Annotated in this window: 17 protein-coding genes; 10 read left to right on the top strand and 7 right to left on the bottom strand. The window is 67.3% G+C overall.

Annotation, left to right across the window (positions count from 1 at the left end; genetic code table 11):
- On the top strand, positions 1 to 696 hold the full coding sequence (urtE, locus tag AC1RP5_RS25840; protein ID WP_493115548.1) for an urea ABC transporter ATP-binding subunit UrtE: 696 nt from the start codon (positions 1 to 3) through the stop codon (positions 694 to 696).
- A 132-nt stretch (positions 697 to 828) separates the two neighbouring features.
- Here the strand turns inward: urtE and AC1RP5_RS25835 are convergent, their stop codons facing one another.
- Positions 829 to 2,505 carry an N-acyl-D-amino-acid deacylase family protein gene (locus tag AC1RP5_RS25835; protein ID WP_493115546.1) on the bottom strand — a complete coding sequence of 559 codons (1,677 nt, stop codon included), beginning with the start codon at positions 2,503 to 2,505 and terminating at the stop codon, positions 829 to 831.
- A gap of 110 nt (positions 2,506 to 2,615) precedes the next feature.
- Between AC1RP5_RS25835 and AC1RP5_RS25830 the strand changes: the two genes are divergently transcribed.
- The 4 genes from AC1RP5_RS25830 to AC1RP5_RS25815 are packed head-to-tail and all read left to right on the top strand — an operon-like array spanning position 2,616 to position 6,697.
- Positions 2,616 to 3,737, top strand: a complete 1,122-nt coding sequence (locus AC1RP5_RS25830) for an NADH:flavin oxidoreductase/NADH oxidase (protein ID WP_493115544.1) — start codon at positions 2,616 to 2,618, stop codon at positions 3,735 to 3,737.
- A gap of 30 nt (positions 3,738 to 3,767) precedes the next feature.
- Positions 3,768 to 4,982, top strand: a complete 1,215-nt coding sequence (locus tag AC1RP5_RS25825; RefSeq protein WP_493115542.1) for a CoA transferase — start codon at positions 3,768 to 3,770, stop codon at positions 4,980 to 4,982.
- Positions 4,969 to 6,147, top strand: a complete 1,179-nt coding sequence (locus tag AC1RP5_RS25820) for a 3-hydroxybenzoate 6-monooxygenase (RefSeq protein ID WP_493115540.1) — start codon at positions 4,969 to 4,971, stop codon at positions 6,145 to 6,147. The genes AC1RP5_RS25825 and AC1RP5_RS25820 overlap by 14 nt, the downstream gene beginning before the upstream one ends.
- Positions 6,148 to 6,187: 40 nt before the next feature.
- Positions 6,188 to 6,697: an anthrone oxygenase family protein gene (locus AC1RP5_RS25815; RefSeq protein ID WP_493115538.1), complete on the top strand. Its 510-nt coding sequence runs from the start codon at positions 6,188 to 6,190 to the stop codon at positions 6,695 to 6,697.
- Between the two features lie 25 nt (positions 6,698 to 6,722).
- Here AC1RP5_RS25815 and alsS read toward each other — a convergent pair whose 3' ends face one another.
- A complete protein-coding gene (gene alsS, locus AC1RP5_RS25810) occupies positions 6,723 to 8,384 on the bottom strand; it encodes an acetolactate synthase AlsS (protein ID WP_493115536.1) in 1,662 nt (553 codons plus the stop codon).
- Positions 8,385 to 8,473: 89 nt separating this feature from the next.
- Here alsS and budA point away from each other — a divergent pair, with 89 nt between their 5' ends.
- Together budA and panE are read left to right on the top strand one after the other, a co-directional pair.
- Entirely contained in the window at positions 8,474 to 9,310 is an 837-nt protein-coding gene (gene budA / locus AC1RP5_RS25805) for an acetolactate decarboxylase (RefSeq protein WP_493115534.1), read from the top strand.
- Positions 9,311 to 9,391: 81 nt separating this feature from the next.
- Positions 9,392 to 10,324 carry a 2-dehydropantoate 2-reductase gene (gene panE, locus AC1RP5_RS25800; RefSeq protein WP_493115533.1) on the top strand — a complete coding sequence of 311 codons (933 nt, stop codon included), beginning with the start codon at positions 9,392 to 9,394 and terminating at the stop codon, positions 10,322 to 10,324.
- Positions 10,325 to 10,360: 36 nt separating this feature from the next.
- Here panE and AC1RP5_RS25795 read toward each other — a convergent pair whose 3' ends face one another.
- Entirely contained in the window at positions 10,361 to 10,723 is a 363-nt protein-coding gene (locus AC1RP5_RS25795) for a hypothetical protein (protein WP_493115531.1), read from the bottom strand.
- Between the two features lie 339 nt (positions 10,724 to 11,062).
- On the opposite strand from AC1RP5_RS25795, the gene AC1RP5_RS25790 reads away from it, so the two are divergent.
- Entirely contained in the window at positions 11,063 to 11,485 is a 423-nt protein-coding gene (locus tag AC1RP5_RS25790; protein ID WP_493115529.1) for an ester cyclase, read from the top strand.
- A gap of 4 nt (positions 11,486 to 11,489) precedes the next feature.
- Positions 11,490 to 12,074, top strand: a complete 585-nt coding sequence (locus tag AC1RP5_RS25785) for a TetR/AcrR family transcriptional regulator (RefSeq protein ID WP_493115527.1) — start codon at positions 11,490 to 11,492, stop codon at positions 12,072 to 12,074.
- On the opposite strand, the gene AC1RP5_RS25780 is transcribed toward AC1RP5_RS25785, so the two are convergent.
- Positions 12,028 to 13,662: an MFS transporter gene (locus AC1RP5_RS25780; protein ID WP_493115525.1), complete on the bottom strand. Its 1,635-nt coding sequence runs from the start codon at positions 13,660 to 13,662 to the stop codon at positions 12,028 to 12,030. The two genes, AC1RP5_RS25785 and AC1RP5_RS25780, sit on opposite strands and share 47 nt — an antisense overlap.
- A 10-nt stretch (positions 13,663 to 13,672) precedes the next feature.
- Positions 13,673 to 14,803 carry an HlyD family secretion protein gene (locus tag AC1RP5_RS25775; RefSeq protein ID WP_493115523.1) on the bottom strand — a complete coding sequence of 377 codons (1,131 nt, stop codon included), beginning with the start codon at positions 14,801 to 14,803 and terminating at the stop codon, positions 13,673 to 13,675.
- Between the two features lie 64 nt (positions 14,804 to 14,867).
- Here AC1RP5_RS25775 and AC1RP5_RS25770 point away from each other — a divergent pair, with 64 nt between their 5' ends.
- Positions 14,868 to 15,590 (top strand): retropepsin-like aspartic protease family protein, encoded by a 723-nt coding sequence (locus tag AC1RP5_RS25770; RefSeq protein ID WP_493115521.1) that lies wholly within the window; start codon positions 14,868 to 14,870, stop codon positions 15,588 to 15,590.
- Positions 15,591 to 15,600: 10 nt separating this feature from the next.
- On the opposite strand, the gene AC1RP5_RS25765 is transcribed toward AC1RP5_RS25770, so the two are convergent.
- Both AC1RP5_RS25765 and AC1RP5_RS25760 read right to left on the bottom strand, forming a co-directional pair.
- Positions 15,601 to 16,563 carry a Bug family tripartite tricarboxylate transporter substrate binding protein gene (locus AC1RP5_RS25765; protein WP_493115519.1) on the bottom strand — a complete coding sequence of 321 codons (963 nt, stop codon included), beginning with the start codon at positions 16,561 to 16,563 and terminating at the stop codon, positions 15,601 to 15,603.
- Positions 16,564 to 16,678: 115 nt separating this feature from the next.
- Positions 16,679 to 18,406, bottom strand: a complete 1,728-nt coding sequence (locus AC1RP5_RS25760; RefSeq protein ID WP_493115518.1) for a hydantoinase B/oxoprolinase family protein — start codon at positions 18,404 to 18,406, stop codon at positions 16,679 to 16,681.
- Positions 18,407 to 18,497: the final 91 nt, after the last annotated feature.

The following is an 18,497-nucleotide window of genomic DNA, read 5'->3' as shown; positions in this document are numbered from 1 at the left end:
ATGCTTTCAGTCCAGAACGTCAATCTCTACTACGGCGCCGCCCAGGCGCTGCGCGGCGTGTCGCTTTCGGCCACCATTGGCAGGGTGACCTGCCTGCTCGGTCGCAACGGCGTCGGCAAGACCAGCCTGCTGCGTGCCATCTCCGGCATGCAGTCGATTGCGTCGGGCACTATTCAGGTCGACGGTCAGGAGATCTCGAAGCTGGCGCCCTACGACCGCGCGCGCCGTGGCGTGGCGCTGGTGCCGCAAGGCCGCGAGATCTTCCCGCTGCTGACGGTGAAGGAGAATCTCGAGACCGGCTTCGCGCCGGTGAGCCGCGAGCACAAGAAGGTGCCGGACGAAGTGTTCGAGCTGTTCCCGGTGCTGCAGTCGATGCTGAAGCGCCGCGGCGGCGATCTTTCGGGCGGCCAGCAGCAGCAGCTCGCGATCGGCCGTGCGCTCACGATGCGGCCGAAGCTCCTGTTGCTCGACGAGCCGACCGAAGGCATTCAGCCGTCGGTCATCAAGGATATCGGCCGCGCCATCACCTACCTGCGCCAGCGCGGCGACATGGCGATCGTGCTGGTCGAGCAGTATCTCGACTTCGCCCACGAACTCGCCGACGATTTCGCGGTCATGGATCGCGGTGAAGTCGTGATGTCAGGTACGCGCGAGACCTTCGACGTCGAGGCCGTGCGCAAGCATATGACGGTGTAGAAAAATCCGTCGTCTCGACCGGAGCCCCGAAGGGGCGGAGTGGAGAGACCTTCTCTCAACGATTAGGCGGCTTCTAGTGGAGAGAAGGTCTCTCCACTCCGCGCTGCGCGCTCCGGTCGAGACGACGGGAACCTATTGCGCCGCCTGCGCCCCACGCACCAGCCGGCCCGGGCGTTCGCCGGTCAGCTCGTCGTTCTGCAAGGTCTCGACGCCGGCGTTGAACGTGTGCTTGTAGCCCGAGGCGCGCTGGACCAGGCGGCGGCCGCCGGTCGGCAGGTCGTAGGCCACTTCCGGGCGCTTCAGGGTGAGATTGTCGAAGTCGATGACGTTGATGTCGGCCTTGTGGCCCGGCGCCAGCAGGCCGCGGTCCATCAGCCCGTAAGCCTCGGCCGTGCCACGCGTCTGCTTGGCGATCAGGAATTCGAGGTCGAGCTTCGGTCCGCGCGTGCGGTCGCGGCCCCACAAAGTGAGCAGCGAAGTGGGCGAGGAAGCGTCGCAGATCACGCCGACATGGGCGCCGCCGTCGGCGATGCCGAGGACCGACGCGGGATCGGTGATCATCTCGTGCACCACGTCGAGGCTGCCATAGGCATAGTTCTCGAACGGCAGCATCAGGAGGCCCTTGCCGCCGCGCGACATCATCTCCTCGAGTGCCACTGCCTGCGGCGTGCGTCCCGTGCGCTGCGCGATGGCCGCGATCGAGTCCTTCTTGTCGGGCTCATAGTCCGGCCGCTCGCCGATCGGGAACATCCGATCGAAGGCTTCCGCCATGAAGGCGCGCGGATTGGGTTCCTGCTTGCCCTCGGTCAGCACGCGACGCAGGTCGGCGTCGGCGACGAGGCGCTGGTAGCGCTCCCCGGGTGACAGCTTGCGCATGTCGAGCCAGGCGCGATGGCCGGCGAAGGGATGTGCCGTCGTCTCGAGGCCCATGATGACGCCGATCGGACGCGAGCCCACCTGCGCATTGGCCACTCGGCCGCTGCGGCGCACCGCGTTGATCTGGTCGAGCGTCTCGCGCCACAGCTTGGGCTGCGCGTCGACCTGCACCAGCAGGCAGGAGAGGGGCCGGCCCGCCAGCTTGGCGGCCGCGTCCAGCGCCTCGAACTCGCCGGGACCGAAGTCGGAGTTGACCTGCAGCACGCCGCGACCGGCGCGCTTCATGCCCTGGGCGATGCCGAACAGCTCGGCTTCGCGGGCGCTGAGCGTCGGCGTGAAACGGCCGTCGCGCGCCTTGTGCTTGGTGGTGCGCGAGGTGGTGAAGCCCATCGCGCCGGCATGCAGCGCTTCCTCGGTGAGGCGGGCCATCTCCTCGATCTCGTGTTCGGTCGGGACTTCGGCGTGCTCGGCGCCGCGATCGCCCATGACATAGAAGCGCAGAGCGCCGTGCGGCAGTTGCGCTGCCACGTCGACTGCACGGTCCATCGAGGCCAGCGCGTCGAGATAGTCGGGGAAGGACTCCCAGTTGAACTTCACGCCCTCGCTGAGAACGGTGCCGGGAATGTCTTCGACGCCTTCCATCAGGTTGATGAGATAGCCCGAGGCACCCGGACGGACCGGCGCGAAGCCGACGCCGCAATTGCCGAACACCGTCGTCGTGACGCCATGCCACGAGGACGGCGTGACGAACGGGTCCCATGTCGCCTGTCCGTCGTAATGCGTGTGGATGTCGACGAAGCCGGGCGCCACAACGAGGCCGGCGGCGTCGATCTCGCGCTTCGCAGGGCCAAGCTTGGGGCCGACGGCGGCGATCCGATTGCCCTGCACTGCAACATCGGCGATCCGGCGCGGGGCGCCCGAGCCGTCGATCACGGTTCCGTTTCGGATAACGAGGTCAAACATGGCCGGGAGGATAGGCCCTGAGGGCCGCCCCGGTCTATGTTCGCCTCCTCGAATAGCCATCCCGTCCGGGGGACCGACCTTTGCAGAAACCGCTTCTCTTCTCGCCGCTCAAGATGCGTGGCGTCACGGCACCCAATCGGTGTGTCGTTTCCCCCATGGTCCAGTTCCGCGCGACGGACGGGCTGGTGAACGATTTCCACCTCGTCCATCTCGGCAAGTTCGCGCTGGGCAAGTTCGGGGTCGTGTTCACCGAGAACTGTGCGGTGGAGCCGCGCGGCCGCGTCACCCAGGGCGATCTCGGCCTCTGGGACGACAGCCAGATCGCGAGCCACAAGCGCCTGACCGACTTCATCCGCGGCGAGGGCGTGCTGTCGGCCACGCAGATCACGCATTCGGGCCGCAAGGGCTCGACGCCGCGCACTTTCGACAAGCGCGGGCAGTTCGGCCCCGAAGGTGCCGGCTGGCAGAAATGGGAAGTCGTCGGCCCGACCGATCTCGCCGCTGCCGAAGGCTGGCTGAAGCCGCGCGCTCTGTCGGTCGAGGAGATCGAGGGGCTGGTGCAGAAGTTTGCCGCCGCCGCGAAGCGTGCCGATGCCGCGGGCTATGACGTGCTCGAAGTGCACGGCGCGCACGGCTATCTGCTGGCGCAGTTCCTTTCGCCGATCAGCAACACGCGCAACGACCAGTATGGCGGCGACCGCGCTGGCCGCATGCGTTTCCCGCTCGACGTGGCGCGTGCCGTGCGCCAGGCGTGGCCCGAGAACAAGCCGCTGTTCGTGCGTGTCTCGGCGGTCGATGGCGGCGGCGGCTGGGACGTCGACGACACGGTCGCCTTCGCCCAGGAGCTCAAGGCGATCGGCGTCGACGTGATCGACTGCTCCTCGGGCGGCATCGCCGGTGCCGCGACGGCGGCGGGCGTGAAGCGCGGCCTCGGCTTTCAGGTGCCGTTCGCGTCGGCCGTGAAGAAGGGCGCCGGCATCCCGACGATGGCGGTGGGGCTGATCCTCGACGGGCCGCAGGCCGAGGCGATCCTGCAGGAGGGCGATGCCGACCTGATCGCGATCGGTCGCCAGGCGCTGTACGAGCCATTCTGGGCATTGCACGCCGCGCAGGCTCTGGGCTGCGATCCGGACTTCGATCTCTGGACGCCCGAATATGGTTGGTGGCTGGAAAAGCGCGAACACACGCTCGGCCGCAAGTAGCGAACAAGCATCAAGATACGGGAAACGCATATGACTGGTATTCTCGCGGGCCTGCGCGTCATCGAAGGTTCGGCCTTCATCGCAGCCCCGATGGGCGGCATGACCCTGGCGCAGATGGGCGCCGACGTGATCCGCTTCGACGACATCAAGGGCGGCCTCGACAGCGACCGCTGGCCTCTGACCAAAGACGGCCATTCGATCTATTGGGCCGGCCTCAACAAGGGCAAACGCTCGATCGCCGTCGACCTGCGCAACCCCAAGGGCCGCGAACTGCTCTCGGCGCTGATCACCGCGCCGGGCGAGGGCGCCGGCATCTTCTCGACCAACATGCCGGCGCGCGGCTGGCTCGCGCACGAGGAGCTCACGAAGAAGCGTGCCGACCTGATCTCGCTCAACATCGTGGGCGACCGCCATGGCGCGGCGAACGTCGACTATACGGTGAACTCGGTGACCGGCTTCCCGCTGGTGAGCGGCCCGGTCGGCCATGCGGGACCGGTGAACAACGTGCTGCCGGCCTGGGACATCGCGACCGCCTACGCCGCGGCCATGGCGATCCTGGCGGCGGAGCGGCATCGCCGCCTGACCGGCGCGGGCCAGAAGATCGTGCTGCCGCTGCAGGACATGGCCCTCGCGGCGGTGTCGGCCACCGGCTACATCGCCGAGGCCGTCATCAACAAGGTCGACCGGCCGCGTTACGGCAACGAAATCTACGGCACCTTCGGCCGCGACTTCCGCACGAAAGACGGCCGCTACGTGATGATCTGCATCTTCTCCGACCGTCATGTCGATGCGCTCGCCAAGGCGGGCGGCTTCGCCGAGGCGTTCAAGAAGATCGAGAGCGACAAGGGCGTCGATCTCAAGCTCGAAGCCGACCGTTGGAACGCGCGTGCCGAGCTGTGCGCGGTGATCGAGCCGTGGGTGGCAGGCCAGACCGCGGACGAGGTCGGTGCGAAGCTCAAGAAGGAAGGCGCGCTGTGGGCGCCCTACCGCACCTTCCGCGAGCTGGCGGCGGACAAGGACACGGTGCTCGACAATCCGATGTTCACGATCCTCGACCAGCCGGGCATCGGCAGCTATCCCGTCGCCGCCTCGCCGCTGCAGTTCGGCGCCGTGCCGCGCGAGGCGCCGCAGCCGGCGCCCGTGCTCGGCCAGCATACGGACGAGATCCTTTCGGGTATCCTTGGTCTGCCCGCACACGAGATCGCCCGGTTGCATGACGACAAGGTTATCGGTGGCCCCAGATAGGATCCTCATCGCCGGTGGTGGCATCGGCGGACTGGCGGCGGCGCTTGCCCTGGCGCAGAAGGGCATCGCCTCGCAGGTGCTCGAGAAAGCCAGCCGTCTCGGCGAGATCGGCGCCGGCATCCAGCTCGGGCCCAACGCCTTCCATTGCTTCGACAATCTTGGCGTCGGCGAGGCGGCGCGCGGCATGGCGGTCTACATCGACCAGCTTCGCCTCATGGACGCGCTGGCCGATGGCGAGATCTGCCACATCGATCTCGGCGACAGGTTCCGCGCCCGCTTCGGCAATCCCTATGCCGTGGTCCATCGCGGCGACCTGCATGGCGTGCTGCTGAAGGCTTGCCAGGACCATCCGCTGATCGAGCTGCGCACCAGCGCCGAGGTGAAAGGTTACGACCAGGACGGGACCACCGTTTCGGCCCGCCTCGGCAACGGCGAGACCGTGAAGGGCCGTGCCCTGATTGGCGCCGACGGGCTGTGGTCGAACGTGCGGGCGCAGGTGACGAAGGACGGGCCGCCGCGCGTGTCGGGACACACGACCTATCGCTCCGTGATCCCGACCGAGCAGATGCCGGAAGATCTGCGCTGGAACGCCGCCACGTTGTGGGCGGGGCCGAAGTGCCACATCGTCCATTACCCGCTGTCGGGCTGGAAGGTGTTCAATCTCGTCGTCACCTACCACAACCATGCGCCCGAGCCCGTGGCCGGCAAGCCGGTGGACACGGAAGAGGTGCGCAAGGGTTTCACCCATGTCTGCGAACGGGCGCAGAACATCATCCGCCACGGCCAGAACTGGCACATGTGGGTTCTGTGTGACCGCGATCCGGTCGACGACTGGGTCGATGGCAGGGTGGCGCTGCTGGGCGACGCCGCACACCCCATGCTGCAATACATGTCTCAGGGCGGCTGCATGGCCATGGAAGACGCGGTGTGCCTGGCCGATTCTCTCTCGAAAAGCACCTCGATCGAGGCCGGGCTGATGACCTACCGCGACCGCCGGGTATTGCGCACAGCAAGAACACAGCTGATGTCCCGCGCCATGGGCGATCATGTCTACCATCCGGCCGGTCCGCATGCGGCGCTGCGCAATGCAATGATGGGCGCCCGGACGCAGGATCAGTGGCTCGATACGCTGGAGTGGCTTTACGGCGGCAACGGCCTCGGCTAGGGCTGCTGCTGCCGTAGGGTGGGTCAGCGGAGCTTCAGGAATGCGCCACGTCTTCTTCGTCCTCGCCTTGCTGTGCACCGCGCTGAGCGCGGGCATCTTCTATTCCTTCTCGACCATCGTCATGCCGGGCCTCGATCTTGGCGGCGCCGCGTCGGCGGTGAACGCCATGCACGGCATGAATACCACCGTGCGCGGCCCGATCTTCGCCATCGTGTTCTTCGGCGCGCTCATCCTGCCGCTGCTGGCGGCGCTGGGCGCCCGCTCGGCCGGCCATCGCGGCGCGGCGCGGCTCGCGGCCCTCGCGGCCTTGATCCATGCCGCCGCCGTGATCGGCGTCACCCTGCAGGTCAACGTCCCGCTGAACGAGACGCTCGCCACGGTGGCCGGCGCCGACGCCAATGCCGCCAGCTTCTGGAAGGACTTCTCGGTCCCGTGGGCGCTGTGGAACCACGTCCGCACCCTGGGCGCGGTCCTGGCGTTCCTCTGCCTGCTGGCCGCCTGGGCAGTCGACCTGACCTCGGTCAACCGCCGGTCCTACGGCCTGCGCTGAGTCCAGCTTCTCGCGGACGAGGGCGTCAGATGATGACGTCCTCGTGCATCGCGGCCATCAGGCTCGCATTGTCGCGATAGTCGACATGGACACCGACCAGCACCGGGCCGTCCATTGCCATCGCCTTGCGCAAGGTCGGCTCGATCGACGCGGCATCCTTGATCATGAGACCCTGCGCGCCCATCGCCTCGGCGAACTTCACCAGGTCCACGGGGCCGAAATGCACGCCTGAATCGCGGCCGTAGGCGGCGACCTGCTGGATGCCGACCATGTTGTAGCTGCCGTCGATCCAGACGATGTGCACGAAGTTGCACTTGAGCCGGACCGCCGTCTCCAGTTCGACGGCGGAGAAGAGGAAGCCGCCGTCGCCGGAAATCGAGATCACCTTGCGGCCGGGCTCGGCGAGGCAGGCGGCGATGCCCCACGGCAGGGCGACACCCAGGGTCTGCTGGCCGTTGCTGATCATGATCTGACGCGGCCGGTGGCTGATGAGATGGCGCGCCATCCAGATGTGGAACGAGCCCATGTCGGAGCAGAGGGTCACGTCCTCGTCGATCAGCTTCTGCAACTCGTGCACCAGCCGGAGCGGATGGACCGGCGCGCCGTTGCGCTTGGCCGCTTCGGCGGCGACCGTCGTACGCTCGCGATGGATCTCGGCCAGAAGGTCCGACTGCGTCGGCCGTTCCTTGGGCTTCAGCAGCGCCGACAAAGCGCGCAGGGTGGCGGCACTGTCGCCCATCAGCTCGATGTCGGGGCGGTAGCACTGGTCGTAATCGGCCGGGATGCAGTCGATGTGGATCAGCTTGCGCTTGCGCTCGGCATTCCAGAGCCCGGGATCGTACTCCACCGGATCGAAGCCGATCGTGATGATCACGTCCGCCTGGTCGAGCAGGCGATCGGCCGGCTGGTTATGGAACAGCCCGACCCTTCCGCCGAAGCAGTCGACCCGGTCGCGCGGCACCACGCCGGCGGCCTGATAAGTGCCGGCGACGGCCAGCCGCGTCTTGGCGAGCAGGCTGCGCACGGCCTCGGCAACAGGGCCCTGGCTCGCCAGCATGCCGACCAGGATCACCGGCCGTTCGGCGGCGTCGATCATCCTGGCGGCTTCGGCGATCGCCTCGCTGTTGGCCGCGCCCATTCGCGGCACGACCGCTGGCGTCAGCACGGGGCCGGAGGCGGGGGCCTTCATCACGTCCTTGGGCAGGCCGAGAAAGGCCGTGCCCGGGCGGCCGGATTCGGCGGCGCGGAAGGCCGAAGCGACGGTCTCGGAGATGGCCGACGGCGAATCGATCTCGGCGGCATACTTGGTGATGGGCCGCAGCAGTGCGACCGTGTCCATGCTCTGGTGCGCCTGCTTGAGCCGGTCGGCGATCGGCACCGCGCCGCCCAGCGCGACCACGGGATCGCCCTCGGTGTTGGCGGTGGCGAGGCCGGTGGCGAGATTGGAGACGCCGGGACCCGACGTCACGAGCACCACGCCCGCCTTGCCGGTCAGGCGACCCAGGCCACCCGCGATGAAGGTCGCGTTCTGCTCGTGGCGACAGACGGTGAGCTTGATCTTCGAATCGACCAGCGCGTCGAACACCGGATCGATCTTGGCGCCGGGAATGCCGAATATGTGCTCGACGCCCTGGGCTTCGAGGTTGCGCACCAGAAGGTGCGCGCCGTTCTTCGGATCGCTGCTCATCGTGTCGCTCCGCTCTCGATTCCGGGCCGTGTCCGGGCGATCATGCCTGCCCGGGCATTCCTTGTCGCCCGCGATGGAAGGATGGCGCAATGCCGAGGCTGACGGTCGAAGTGTATCAATCGCTCATGGACGCGCTGGTGGCTCATTGCGAGAAGACCGGCGAACCGTTGCGCCATTTCGTGTCGCGAGCGCTCTCGGATGCGCTGGATCTCGACCACTCCACCCTGTTCCAGGTCTCGACGACGGGTGCGCTGGTCCAGGGCGTCTACAACAAGGCTGTCACAGTCGGCGGTCTCAAGCCTCATGGCGACTTTGGCCTCGGCACCTTCGAAGGGCTGGACGGCGAGATGGTCGTGCTCGACGGCAGGTTCTATCAGGCACATGCCGACGGCAGCATCACCTCGCCCGCCGACAATGCCTCGGTGCCTTTCGCGACCCTCACCAACTTCAAGCCGCAGCATCGCGGCAAGATCACCGACATCGACTCCATGACATCGCTCATCGCCGCACTCGACAAGCTACGGCGCTCGGACAATCTTTTCTTCGCCGCGCGCCTCGACGGCCATTTCGAGGAGGTCTACTGGCGGGTCGCCTGCAAGGTCGAGGCGGGCGTTCATCTCGACAAGGCAACCGACGCGCAGGCCGAGTTCCGCAAGCAGGACCTCAAGGGAACGATGCTCGGCTTCTGGACACCGGCCTATTCGCGCACCATCGGCGTGGCCGGCTGGCACCTGCATTTCCTCACCGAGGACCGCAAGAGCGGCGGACACGTGCTGGGCGCCAAGGCCGCTTCGCTCGACGTTCAGGTCCACGACCTCGACAATCTCCACCTCGCCGTCCCCGAGACGCGCGAGTTCCTGCATGCCGACCTGACGCAGGATCCGGGTGCCGCGCTCGAAAAGGCCGAGATGGCAAAAGATCGCTAGGCCATCACCAAGGAATTGTCGCGCGAAGCCGCGTCCGGCCTTCTCTAAGGTCGATGGCAATCGAACCTGAGGGACTTGGACATGCGTATTCTCGTGGTCGGCGCCGGCGCGATCGGCGGCTATTTCGGTGCGCGCCTGCTGGCGGCCGGACGTGACGTCACCTTCCTGGTGCGGCCGGGCCGGGCGGCTCAGCTCGCGAAGACCGGCCTCGTGGTGAAGAGCAAGCTGGGCGATCTCGACCTGCCGCCGCCGCCGACGGTCACCGCCGACAAGCTGTCCGGCCCCTACGATCTGGTCCTGCTGAGCTGCAAGGCCTTCGACCTCGACAGCGCGATGGACTCCTTCGCACCGGCGATCGGGCCGAACACCGCGATCCTGCCGCTGCTGAACGGGATGAGCCATATCGACTCGCTGGTGGCGCGCTTCGGCGAAGACGCCGTGCTGGGCGGCCAGTGCGCCATCTCGCTGGTGCTCGATCCCGAAGGACGTGTGCTGCACCTGAACGATGGCGGCACGATCTCCTTCGGCGAACGCGCCGGCCCGCGCACGCCGCGCGTCGATGCCATCGCCGAAGCCTTTGCCGCGGCGAAAGTCCAGGGCGGCGCCAGCGACACGATCGTCCAGGAGATGTGGGAGAAGTGGGTGTTCATCTCCACGGCGGCTGGCATCACCTGCCTGATGCGCGCGGCCGTGGGCGATATCGTGGCGGCGGGCGCGGCCGACCAGACCCTGGCGCTGTATGACGAGATCGCCGCCGTTGCCACCTCGCAAGGCTTCGCGCCGCGGCCGGCGTCGGCGCAACGTGGCAAGACCATGCTCACGGCGGCGGGCTCGCCCTTCACCGCCTCGATGCTGCGCGATGTCGAAAGCGGCCGCGCCATCGAGGCCGATCACATGGTGGGCGACCTGCTGAAGCGCAGCGGACGGGAGGACGGTTTCCCTGTGCTGCGGATGGCCTATGCCCATCTCAAGGCATACGAGGCACGCCGCGCTCGGACTCAACTCAAGTCGTAGAATGACGCCGGCCTGCGAGGCCGGCGTCATTCTGGATCAGGTCTTGGGTGTAGGCGGGTTCGCCAGAATCTCGGCACAGGCGCGGGCCACGTCGGAATCGGCATCCTTGGCGCCGGGCATGGTGGCGAAGCCGCTGCGGGCGATCAGGTTGCCGCGGTCCCAGCTGCTCGCCTTGCTGAGTTCCGTGATCTTCATCGCGGCGTCGCTCTGACCCTTGAAGCGGTCGACGCAGATCGGCGCTAGCGCGACGACCACGGCATCGCGGACCGCAGATGCCGCGTCCTTGCGCGCCGTGCCGCCGGTGACCCAGCCGCCCCAGGTGAAGCCGATGACCATGCAGAGGACGGCGCCGCCGACGGCGCTCCAGACCAGGGTCGAGATGTTCTTTGGCATTGTCATGGAAAGTCCTTCCGGGGCCGTGCGGCCCCCGTCATCCGGCGTGCGCAGGATTGCACAGCCGGCGATCGACAGAATGACGAAGCTCGTGAAATGGGGCCGGCCGTTCGGGCCAGTCCAGATGCGGTCGCCTCGGTACACGGGCGGGAGCACACGCATCTCTCAGCCATCGCAGGCCTACCGTTTGGTGGGCGATGGTATTCGTTTCGTACACGCTGCGCGCGGGAGTGTCCAACTGGCCTCGATCGCCGGTTAGCTACTGATGATATTTTCGTCTTGATTTGAGACAAGTGTCTCATTAGAAGGCGGCATCTTCAATCGATGCGCTTTCAGGAGAGGACCATGGCGCTCAGCCCGGCACAGATGGACAGCAAGATGGACGAGCATTTCGGCTTCGAGGCACGCGACGACGTGCAAGGCGTCTTGGCGACGCTGACGCCGGATGTCGAGCACGACATCGTCGGTTGGCCGACGGGCCCGACCTTCGGGCGCGAGCGCGCCAGCGGCTTCTACGAAGCTCTGTTCACCGACCTGAGTGACGGCAAGTTCGAACGCCTGCGCCGGCTGTACGGCCCTAACTTCATGGTCGACGATTCGATGTGGTACGGCCGCGCGCCCGGCCGGCCGTTTGGCCTCGAGGGGCGGGACCGGCCGTTGAAGTTCCGCTTGCTGCACGTGATCGAGTTCGCCGAAACCGGCGACATCAAGCGCGAGAACGTCTGGGTCGACCTGGCGTCCATCCAGCAGCAGCTTCCGCAGCGCTGATCCCGTGCGCCCCAACCAGAAGCGACGCACCCGCAAGGACCTGCTGCAGGCGGCATCGACCCTGATGAAACAGGGTCGCCGGCCAAGCCTCGACGAAGTAGCGGAGGAGGCACTGGTCTCGCGCGCCACCGCCTACCGCTACTTCCCGTCGATCGAGGCGCTGCTGGCGGAAGCCTCGGCCGACATGGTGACTCCGGAGCCCGCGCAGCTCTTCGCCGATGGCGGGCCGGCCGATCCCCTGGCACGCGTCGAGAGGGTCGATGCGGCGCTGCACGACACGGTGCTGGCCAACGAGCCGGCATTGCGGCTGATGCTGGCCAACGTGCTGCAGCAGGGCGTGCGTGCCGAGGGCACCGCGGCGCTGCCGTTGCGCCAGAACCGCCGCACGCCGCTGATCGAGGCGGCGCTCGAACCCGCCCGCAAGCAGTTCAAGCCGGCGAGCTACGACATGCTCGGTAAGGCACTGGCGCTGGTGATCGGCACCGAGGCGGTGATCGTCTGCAAGGACGTGCTTCAGCTTCCCGACGCCGAGGCGCGCAAGGTCAAGCGCTGGGCGATCCGGGCGCTGGTGGAGGCGGCGAAGCGGTAGGCGGCAGCACGCGCGGGGGCGTCAGCGGATTGGGCGGCGGCGCCTTGAGCAGCAGCAGGAGCGGCACGCTCACGGTCAGGACCCAGGCCACGAGCCAGAAGGCGTCGACATAGGCCTGCACATAGGCTTCGCGCCGGATCAGGCTGCCGATGGTGAGGACGGCGGCGCCCGTCGAATTGGCAAGCCCTGCCCAGTGATCGCCGAGGAATTGCGATAGCAGCGCCGTTCGGTCCTCGGTCACGCCCTCGCCGATGCTGACATTGAGGCCGATCAGGTTCGAATGGACCTGTTCCTGGACGCGCACGTAGCTCTGGATGTAGGCGGCGCCGATCTCGCTGCCCAGCAGCCGGCCCGACTGGATCATGCCCGCGATGGTGATCACCTGCGCCGGCGTGATGTTGGCGATGCCGAAGAAGATCAGCGACGTGATGCCGAGCGCCAGGCCCACGGCTTCGACACATTGCGACAGCATGAAGTTCTCGCCGACCCAGTCGTGGGTGAGGCCGACGTTCATCCAGCTTCCGATCGCCATCACCGCCAGGCCGACCGCGAACACCAGCCGCGCTTCGAGATAGCGCAGGAGCCAGGCGATCAACGGCACGAGCAGGATCTGCGGCAGGGCGATCCAGTTCAGCACCTCGCCGATCTGCAGGGAGCGCAGGCCCTGCACGCGCGTGAGATAGTCGGGCACCAGGAAGCTCGTGGCCGAGGCACCGAAGCCGTAGACGCCGATCATGATCGTGGGCACCCAGACATTGGGCTGCGCGGCCACCTTGAAGTCGATCAGGGGCCGCTCGACGGTCAGCTCGGCGACGACGAACGCCACGAACATCAAGCCCGCCGCAACCAGGAGCCCGACGATCACGCCCGAGTTCAACCAGTCCAGCCGGTTGCCCTGGTCGAGGGCTGCATAGATGAAAGCGAGACTGGTGCCGCCCAGCACGATGCCGAGCCAGTCGCCACGCGCCAGCGCCGCGCGATCGACCGGCTGCCGGCTCATGCCGAGGCGAACCAGGATCAGCATGACAGGCGTGAGCACGATGTTCTGCCAGAACATCCAGGGCCACATTCCGTGGTCGCCGTAAAAGGCTTCGAGCGACGAGGTGATGTTCTGCGAGAAGACGAAGCGGAACGCGTAGGCCGCGAGTCCCCAGCCCCAAAGTCGCGGCGGCAGCTCGCGCAGGATGAAGCCGATGGTCGCTGGGATGAAGCTCCCGACCGCAAGGCCGCGCACGAGTTGGATCAGCAGGAGCTCGGTCGGATCCTGGGTGAAGGGCGGCAGCAGCGACAAGACGCAGAAGACCGTGCCGGACCAGAGCAGCAAGCGCCGCGGGCCGAAGACGAGCGCGAACCAGGCCGCCGACATGCACACGACCATCTGCGAGGCCGCGAATACCGTCGACAGCCACGAGCCCTCGTCGAAGCCGAGCGACAGGCCGCCGCGAATGTCGGCCAGGCCGACCGAGGTGAGGCGCGTGTTGATCGTCGAGATGAACGCGCCGATCAGTACGGCGGCGACGCCCAGCATCGGGCGATGCGTGTCGCGAACCGCGGTCTGGACCGGCGTCGGAGAGGCGATCACGGACACGGGGCCCCGCTCATGGCGGCGTGGGAACCGGGTCGGTGAAGACGGTGGCGGTGACGGACATGCCGGGGCGCAGGCGGCCGGCCAGCGGATGGCCGGACTTCAGCACGATCTTCACGGGGATGCGCTGCACGACCTTGGTGAAGTTGCCGGTGGCATTGTCGGGCGGCAGGAGGCTGAACTGCGAGCCGCTGGCCGGCGAGATGCTATCAACGAAGCCTTCAATGACGGTGCCGGGGAAACTGTCGACGATGATGCTGGCGCGCTGGCCGGGTGTCATGCGCGTGAGCTGGGTCTCCTTGTAGTTCGCCAGCACCCAGACCGATTCCAGCGGCACGACCGAGATGACCTGTACGCCCGGCCGGACATACTGGCCTGCGCGCACGCCGCGTTCGCTGACCATGCCGTCGATCGGCGCCGCGATCTTCGTATAGCCGAGCTGGATCTTGGCGAGATCGAGAGCCGCCTGCTTGCCCTTGAGATCGGCGCGAAGCTGCAGTTCCTGCGTGTCGAGCACGGCCATCTGGCGGCGCTGGGTGTCGACCTCGGCCTTGTCGCGCGCCAGGTTGGCAGTCAGCCGCTTCTGGTCGGCGACCGCCTGTTCGAGGCGCTGCGGCGTGCCGTAGGTGGTGTTCACCAGAGCGCGTTGCCGGTTGGCCTCGAGTTGCGTGCGTTCGACGTCGGCCTCGGTGGCATGGACGGTGCTCTCGGCCTGCACGATCTGCGCTTTCTGCTGCGCCTTGTGCGACTTCAGGTTCTCGATGGCGGCTTCGGCGCCGGCAACTGTCGCCTCGGCCTGCGCGACGCGCGCCTTGTAGTCCTCGTCGTCGATCTCCACTAGAAGCTCACCCGCCTTCACGCGCTGATAGTCCGTGACGTAGACCTTGCGCACATAGCCTTCGATCTTGGCGCTGAGCGGCGTGATGTCGGCTTTGACGTAGGCGTCGTCGGTGGTCTGCGCGACCCGCCCGGAGACCCAGCTGTCCCAGCGCGTCGCGAACAAGACGGCGAGGGCGGCCGCGATCACCACGATGCCCAGCGCGACCGGCAGGCCGAGCCAGCGCCGCGATGGCGCCGGAGGTGGCGCAGGCGGTGGTGCAGGAGACGGGCCGGGCGATGCAGGCGCAGCAGAAGGATCGGACATAGGGCTGTCTCCGGAGATCGCCTATTCTAGTCCGGCGAAGATTGGTTCGGGAGACGGCGCGGCGATGAATACCAGGATCCTGTTTGCGGCATTTGCAGTAGCGCTGCTGTTCGCTGTTCCGTTCGCGGGGGCCCAGTCCGGCGGCGATGCCGGGCAGTTCATCTCCCAATGGCAGGCAAGCAACGCGCTGTGCCGCAATCCCGCGACGCCAGCGCTGGAAGCGATCGGCGCCTGCGAGCAGCGCGACACCTACTCCAAGCTGCTGTCGGCCTCGAACTACTGCTACGGGCCGGGCGAGGGCACGGCGCCGGCTGGCTGGACGCCGTGCGGCGGCGATCCGGCGGCCGGCAAGCCCAGCGCCAAGGCGCTGAAGGACGCCGCGCTGGCGCGCGCGACCGAGCGGTTCCAGCGCATGGGCGGCGTGGCCGTGCTGCCGGCCACGGTGAACGGCAGCTCCACGGCCTACTTCATCGTCGATTCAGGCGCGTCCAACGTGCAGATCCCCGAGGAGTTTGCCGAGGAGATGAAGCGCAAAGGCACGCTCACGGAAGCCGATTCGCTCGGCCAGCGACGGTTCACCCTGGCCGATGGCAGCGGCCTTCAGCAGCGCATCGTGCGCCTGCGCTCGCTCAAGATCGGCGAGCGCACGATGGAGAACGTCATGGCGTCCGTCAGCCCGCCGCACAGTCGGGCCTTGCTCGGCCAGAGCTTCCTGCGCCGGCTGAGCTCCTGGAAGATCGACAATGTGAAGAACTCGATCGAGTTCGAGTTCACGGGGTCGTTTTAGAGGTCGTGCTCTACGCCGGAGCGGGGATCTTCGCGTCCTTGATGACCTTGCGCCAGCGCACGGTCTCGTCGGCCAGGCGCTTCACGTAGGCTTCGGACGTGCCGCCGGTCGGGATGAAGCCGAGCGACATCAGCCTCTCACGCACCGCTTCGACCTTCAGCGCAGCATTCACCGCCGCGTTGAGTTGCTGGATGATCTCCGGCGGCGTACCGGCCGTCGTTGCCACGCCGAAATAGACAGCGGCCTCGAGATCCGGTGCGCCGAGTTCGCTGGCCACCGGCACGTCGGGAATGTTGGCGACGCGGGTCTTGGCGCCGCAGATCAGGCCGCGCATCGTGCCGGCGCGAATCTGCGCATCGACCGGCGTGGTCACATCGACAAAGGCCGGCACGTGACCGGCAACCGCGTCGCGCAGCGCTTCGGCCGCGGCCTTGTACGGGATGTGCTGGAGCTTGCCGTTGGTGCGCGTGGCGATCAGTTCGCCCCAGAGATGCGGCAGGCCGCCCGAGCTCGAGGTCGAATAGTGCACGGGGCCGGGCTGCGCCTTCACCCATTCGATGAACTCGCCGAACGTCTTGGCCGGGTTGTTGGCGTTGACCGCGAGCACGCAGGGAATGTCGGCGAGCTGGGCGATCGGCGCGAGGTCCTTCTGCGGATCGATCGGCATGGGCACGTCGAAGGCCGGCTGCAGCGCTGCCGTGGTAGTCAGCACCATCAGGCTGGTGCCGTCAGGCTTGCTCTTGGCGACGTTCACCATGCCGACCATCGTGCCGCCACCGGGGCGGTTCTCGACCACGATCGTCTTGCCGGTGTCGGTCGACATGCGCTCGGCCAGCACGCGGCCGGCCGTGTCGGTCGAACCGCCCGGACCGTACGGCACGACGAGACGGATCTGCCCGCTCTGCCCGAAGGCGATCGAAGGGAGCGTGAGGGCGGCAGCGGTGCCGGCCACGAAAGTGCGGCGCTGGATCATGTGATTTCCTTCCCTGGATTCATTCTTTATCGGGAAGGAAATTAAGTCTGCGCCTCGCGCTCGGGCAAGGATCGGAGGTGCCGTCCCACCGCCAGCCGAACGGCAGATGGCGGTTTCAGGGCAGGGCGGATCGCAATTTATCCGTGTGCGCGCGATCGATGCCGCGGCCGTCCGAAGTTATCGCCACGGCATAATCCTTCCGGGCGCTTTCGACGCTGACGATCCCGTCACGCACGTCGCGCAGCACCCGCTCGGGATCGCGAGTCCTCGGATCGCCGTAGCCGCCGCCGCCCGGCGACAGTGCGCGATAGGTGCCCATGCCATGACGCTCGACGCCGTACTTCGGCGCCTGGATGCGCTTGCCGCTGGTCAGGGTAAGGCTCACCTCGCCGCCCGCACCGGCCCGGCCGCCCGCAACGCCGAAGCTCGACGGGGCGCCGGCGCCTTCGCCGCGGAAGGCGTAGTCGGCCGGGGTGAAGATCTCGACTTCGTAGTCGCAGCCGGCGCCGCCACGGAAACGGCCGGGGCCGGCGGTGTCCTGGCGCAATTCCTGGCGGTGGAAGCGCGCCGGGTAGAGCTGCTCGTAGGTTTCGAGGTTGGGCAGCGTAAGCCCACCGAGCGTGATGAGATGGCCGATCAGGTGGAAGCCGTCCCGGCCCTCGACGCCGCCGCCCGCGGGCGCACCGGCCCACTGGTACATGACATAGCGACCGCCATCTTCGCGCAGGCCGGCGGTGACGGCGTGCACCGCCTTCGACCAGCCGGCCGAGGCGCGCTCCGGCAGCGCCTGTGCCAGTGCCTTCCACATCGCGTGGATGATCTCGTGCGCCACGAACACGGTGTTCATGGTCATCGGTGCGGGCATGCGCGCGTTCACCAGCGTGCCCTCGGGCAGGCGGATCTCGACGCTGCGGAAGGCGCCTTCGTTCTTCGGCAGGTCGGGCTCGAAGAACGACGCGAGCGACATGAACACCGCCGAGGTCGAGTTGGCGATCGAGCTGTTCTTGAAGCCGCGCACCTGCGGCGAGGTGCCGGCGAAGTCGACGACCAGCTTGCGGTCCTTCACCGTGATGGCGACGGCGATCTTCGCGTCGATCGGCTCGAAGCAATCGTTGTCGACCGGCTCCTCGCCCTTCCAGACACCTTCGGCGAGGCGGTCGATGCAGGTCTGGAAGCGGCGGTCGGCGTGATCGAGCACGCCCTCGAAGAATTCGTCGGCGCGATCGACGCCCAGCTCCTCGACCAGCAATGCCAGTCGCTCCGCGCCGATGCGCGTCGAGCCGATCATCGCGCGCAAGTCGCCGTCGAGCGCATCGGGCAGGCGCGTGTTCAACATCAGCAGGCGCCACAGGTCGTCGCGCACCTTGCCGGCTTCGATCAGCTTCAGAACGGGCAGGCGGATGCCTTCGTGGAAAATTTCGGTGGCAGCCGCGTTGTAGGTGCCAGCCACGCCGCCGCCGATATCGGCCTGGTGCGCGCGGTTGCAGGCGAAGGCGACCAGCTTGCCGCCGACGAACACCGGCCGCGTGATCACCCAGTCGGGCAGGTGATTGCCGCCCGCCGTGTAGGGATCGTTCAGCAGGAACACGTCCTCGGGCGCGATGGCGTCCTTGAAGTCGCGCAGGATGGCGCGCACCGCGAAGCCACCGCCGCCAGTATGGATCGGGATGCCGTCGGCCTGGCTGATCAAGGTGCCGCGCGCATCGGCGATGAAGCAGGAGAAGTCGTGGCTCTGGCTGAAGATCGGCGAGCGCGCGGTGCGCGTCATCACCCAGCCCATCTGATGCGAGATGTGATCGAGCCGGTTCTGCACCAGCGCGAGCGTGACGGGATCGAGGTTCATCGGCTGATCCTCCAATAGAACGCCTCACCCTGAGGAGGCCGCGCAGCGGCCGTCTCGAAGGGTCGGCACGAGCACATTGCCTGCGGCCCAT

This window comes from Reyranella sp. GW821-FHT12G01, assembly GCF_058806575.1.
This window is presented reverse-complemented; position numbering and strand designations above follow the sequence as displayed.

What these genes read in the sequence shown, in the direction of transcription:
- urtE (WP_493115548.1), top strand. Translation starts at nt 1, where the DNA reads ATGCTTTCAGTCCAGAACGTCAATCTCTACTACGGCGCCGCCCAGGCG.
- AC1RP5_RS25825 (WP_493115542.1), top strand. Translation starts at nt 3,768, where the DNA reads ATGACTGGTATTCTCGCGGGCCTGCGCGTCATCGAAGGTTCGGCCTTC.
- AC1RP5_RS25815 (WP_493115538.1), top strand. Translation starts at nt 6,188, where the DNA reads ATGCGCCACGTCTTCTTCGTCCTCGCCTTGCTGTGCACCGCGCTGAGC.
- alsS (WP_493115536.1), bottom strand. Translation starts at nt 8,384, where the DNA reads ATGAGCAGCGATCCGAAGAACGGCGCGCACCTTCTGGTGCGCAACCTC.
- budA (WP_493115534.1), top strand. Translation starts at nt 8,474, where the DNA reads ATGCCGAGGCTGACGGTCGAAGTGTATCAATCGCTCATGGACGCGCTG.
- panE (WP_493115533.1), top strand. Translation starts at nt 9,392, where the DNA reads ATGCGTATTCTCGTGGTCGGCGCCGGCGCGATCGGCGGCTATTTCGGT.
- AC1RP5_RS25795 (WP_493115531.1), bottom strand. Translation starts at nt 10,723, where the DNA reads ATGACAATGCCAAAGAACATCTCGACCCTGGTCTGGAGCGCCGTCGGC.
- AC1RP5_RS25790 (WP_493115529.1), top strand. Translation starts at nt 11,063, where the DNA reads ATGGCGCTCAGCCCGGCACAGATGGACAGCAAGATGGACGAGCATTTC.
- AC1RP5_RS25775 (WP_493115523.1), bottom strand. Translation starts at nt 14,803, where the DNA reads ATGTCCGATCCTTCTGCTGCGCCTGCATCGCCCGGCCCGTCTCCTGCA.
- AC1RP5_RS25770 (WP_493115521.1), top strand. Translation starts at nt 14,868, where the DNA reads ATGAATACCAGGATCCTGTTTGCGGCATTTGCAGTAGCGCTGCTGTTC.
- AC1RP5_RS25765 (WP_493115519.1), bottom strand. Translation starts at nt 16,563, where the DNA reads ATGATCCAGCGCCGCACTTTCGTGGCCGGCACCGCTGCCGCCCTCACG.
- AC1RP5_RS25760 (WP_493115518.1), bottom strand. Translation starts at nt 18,406, where the DNA reads ATGAACCTCGATCCCGTCACGCTCGCGCTGGTGCAGAACCGGCTCGAT.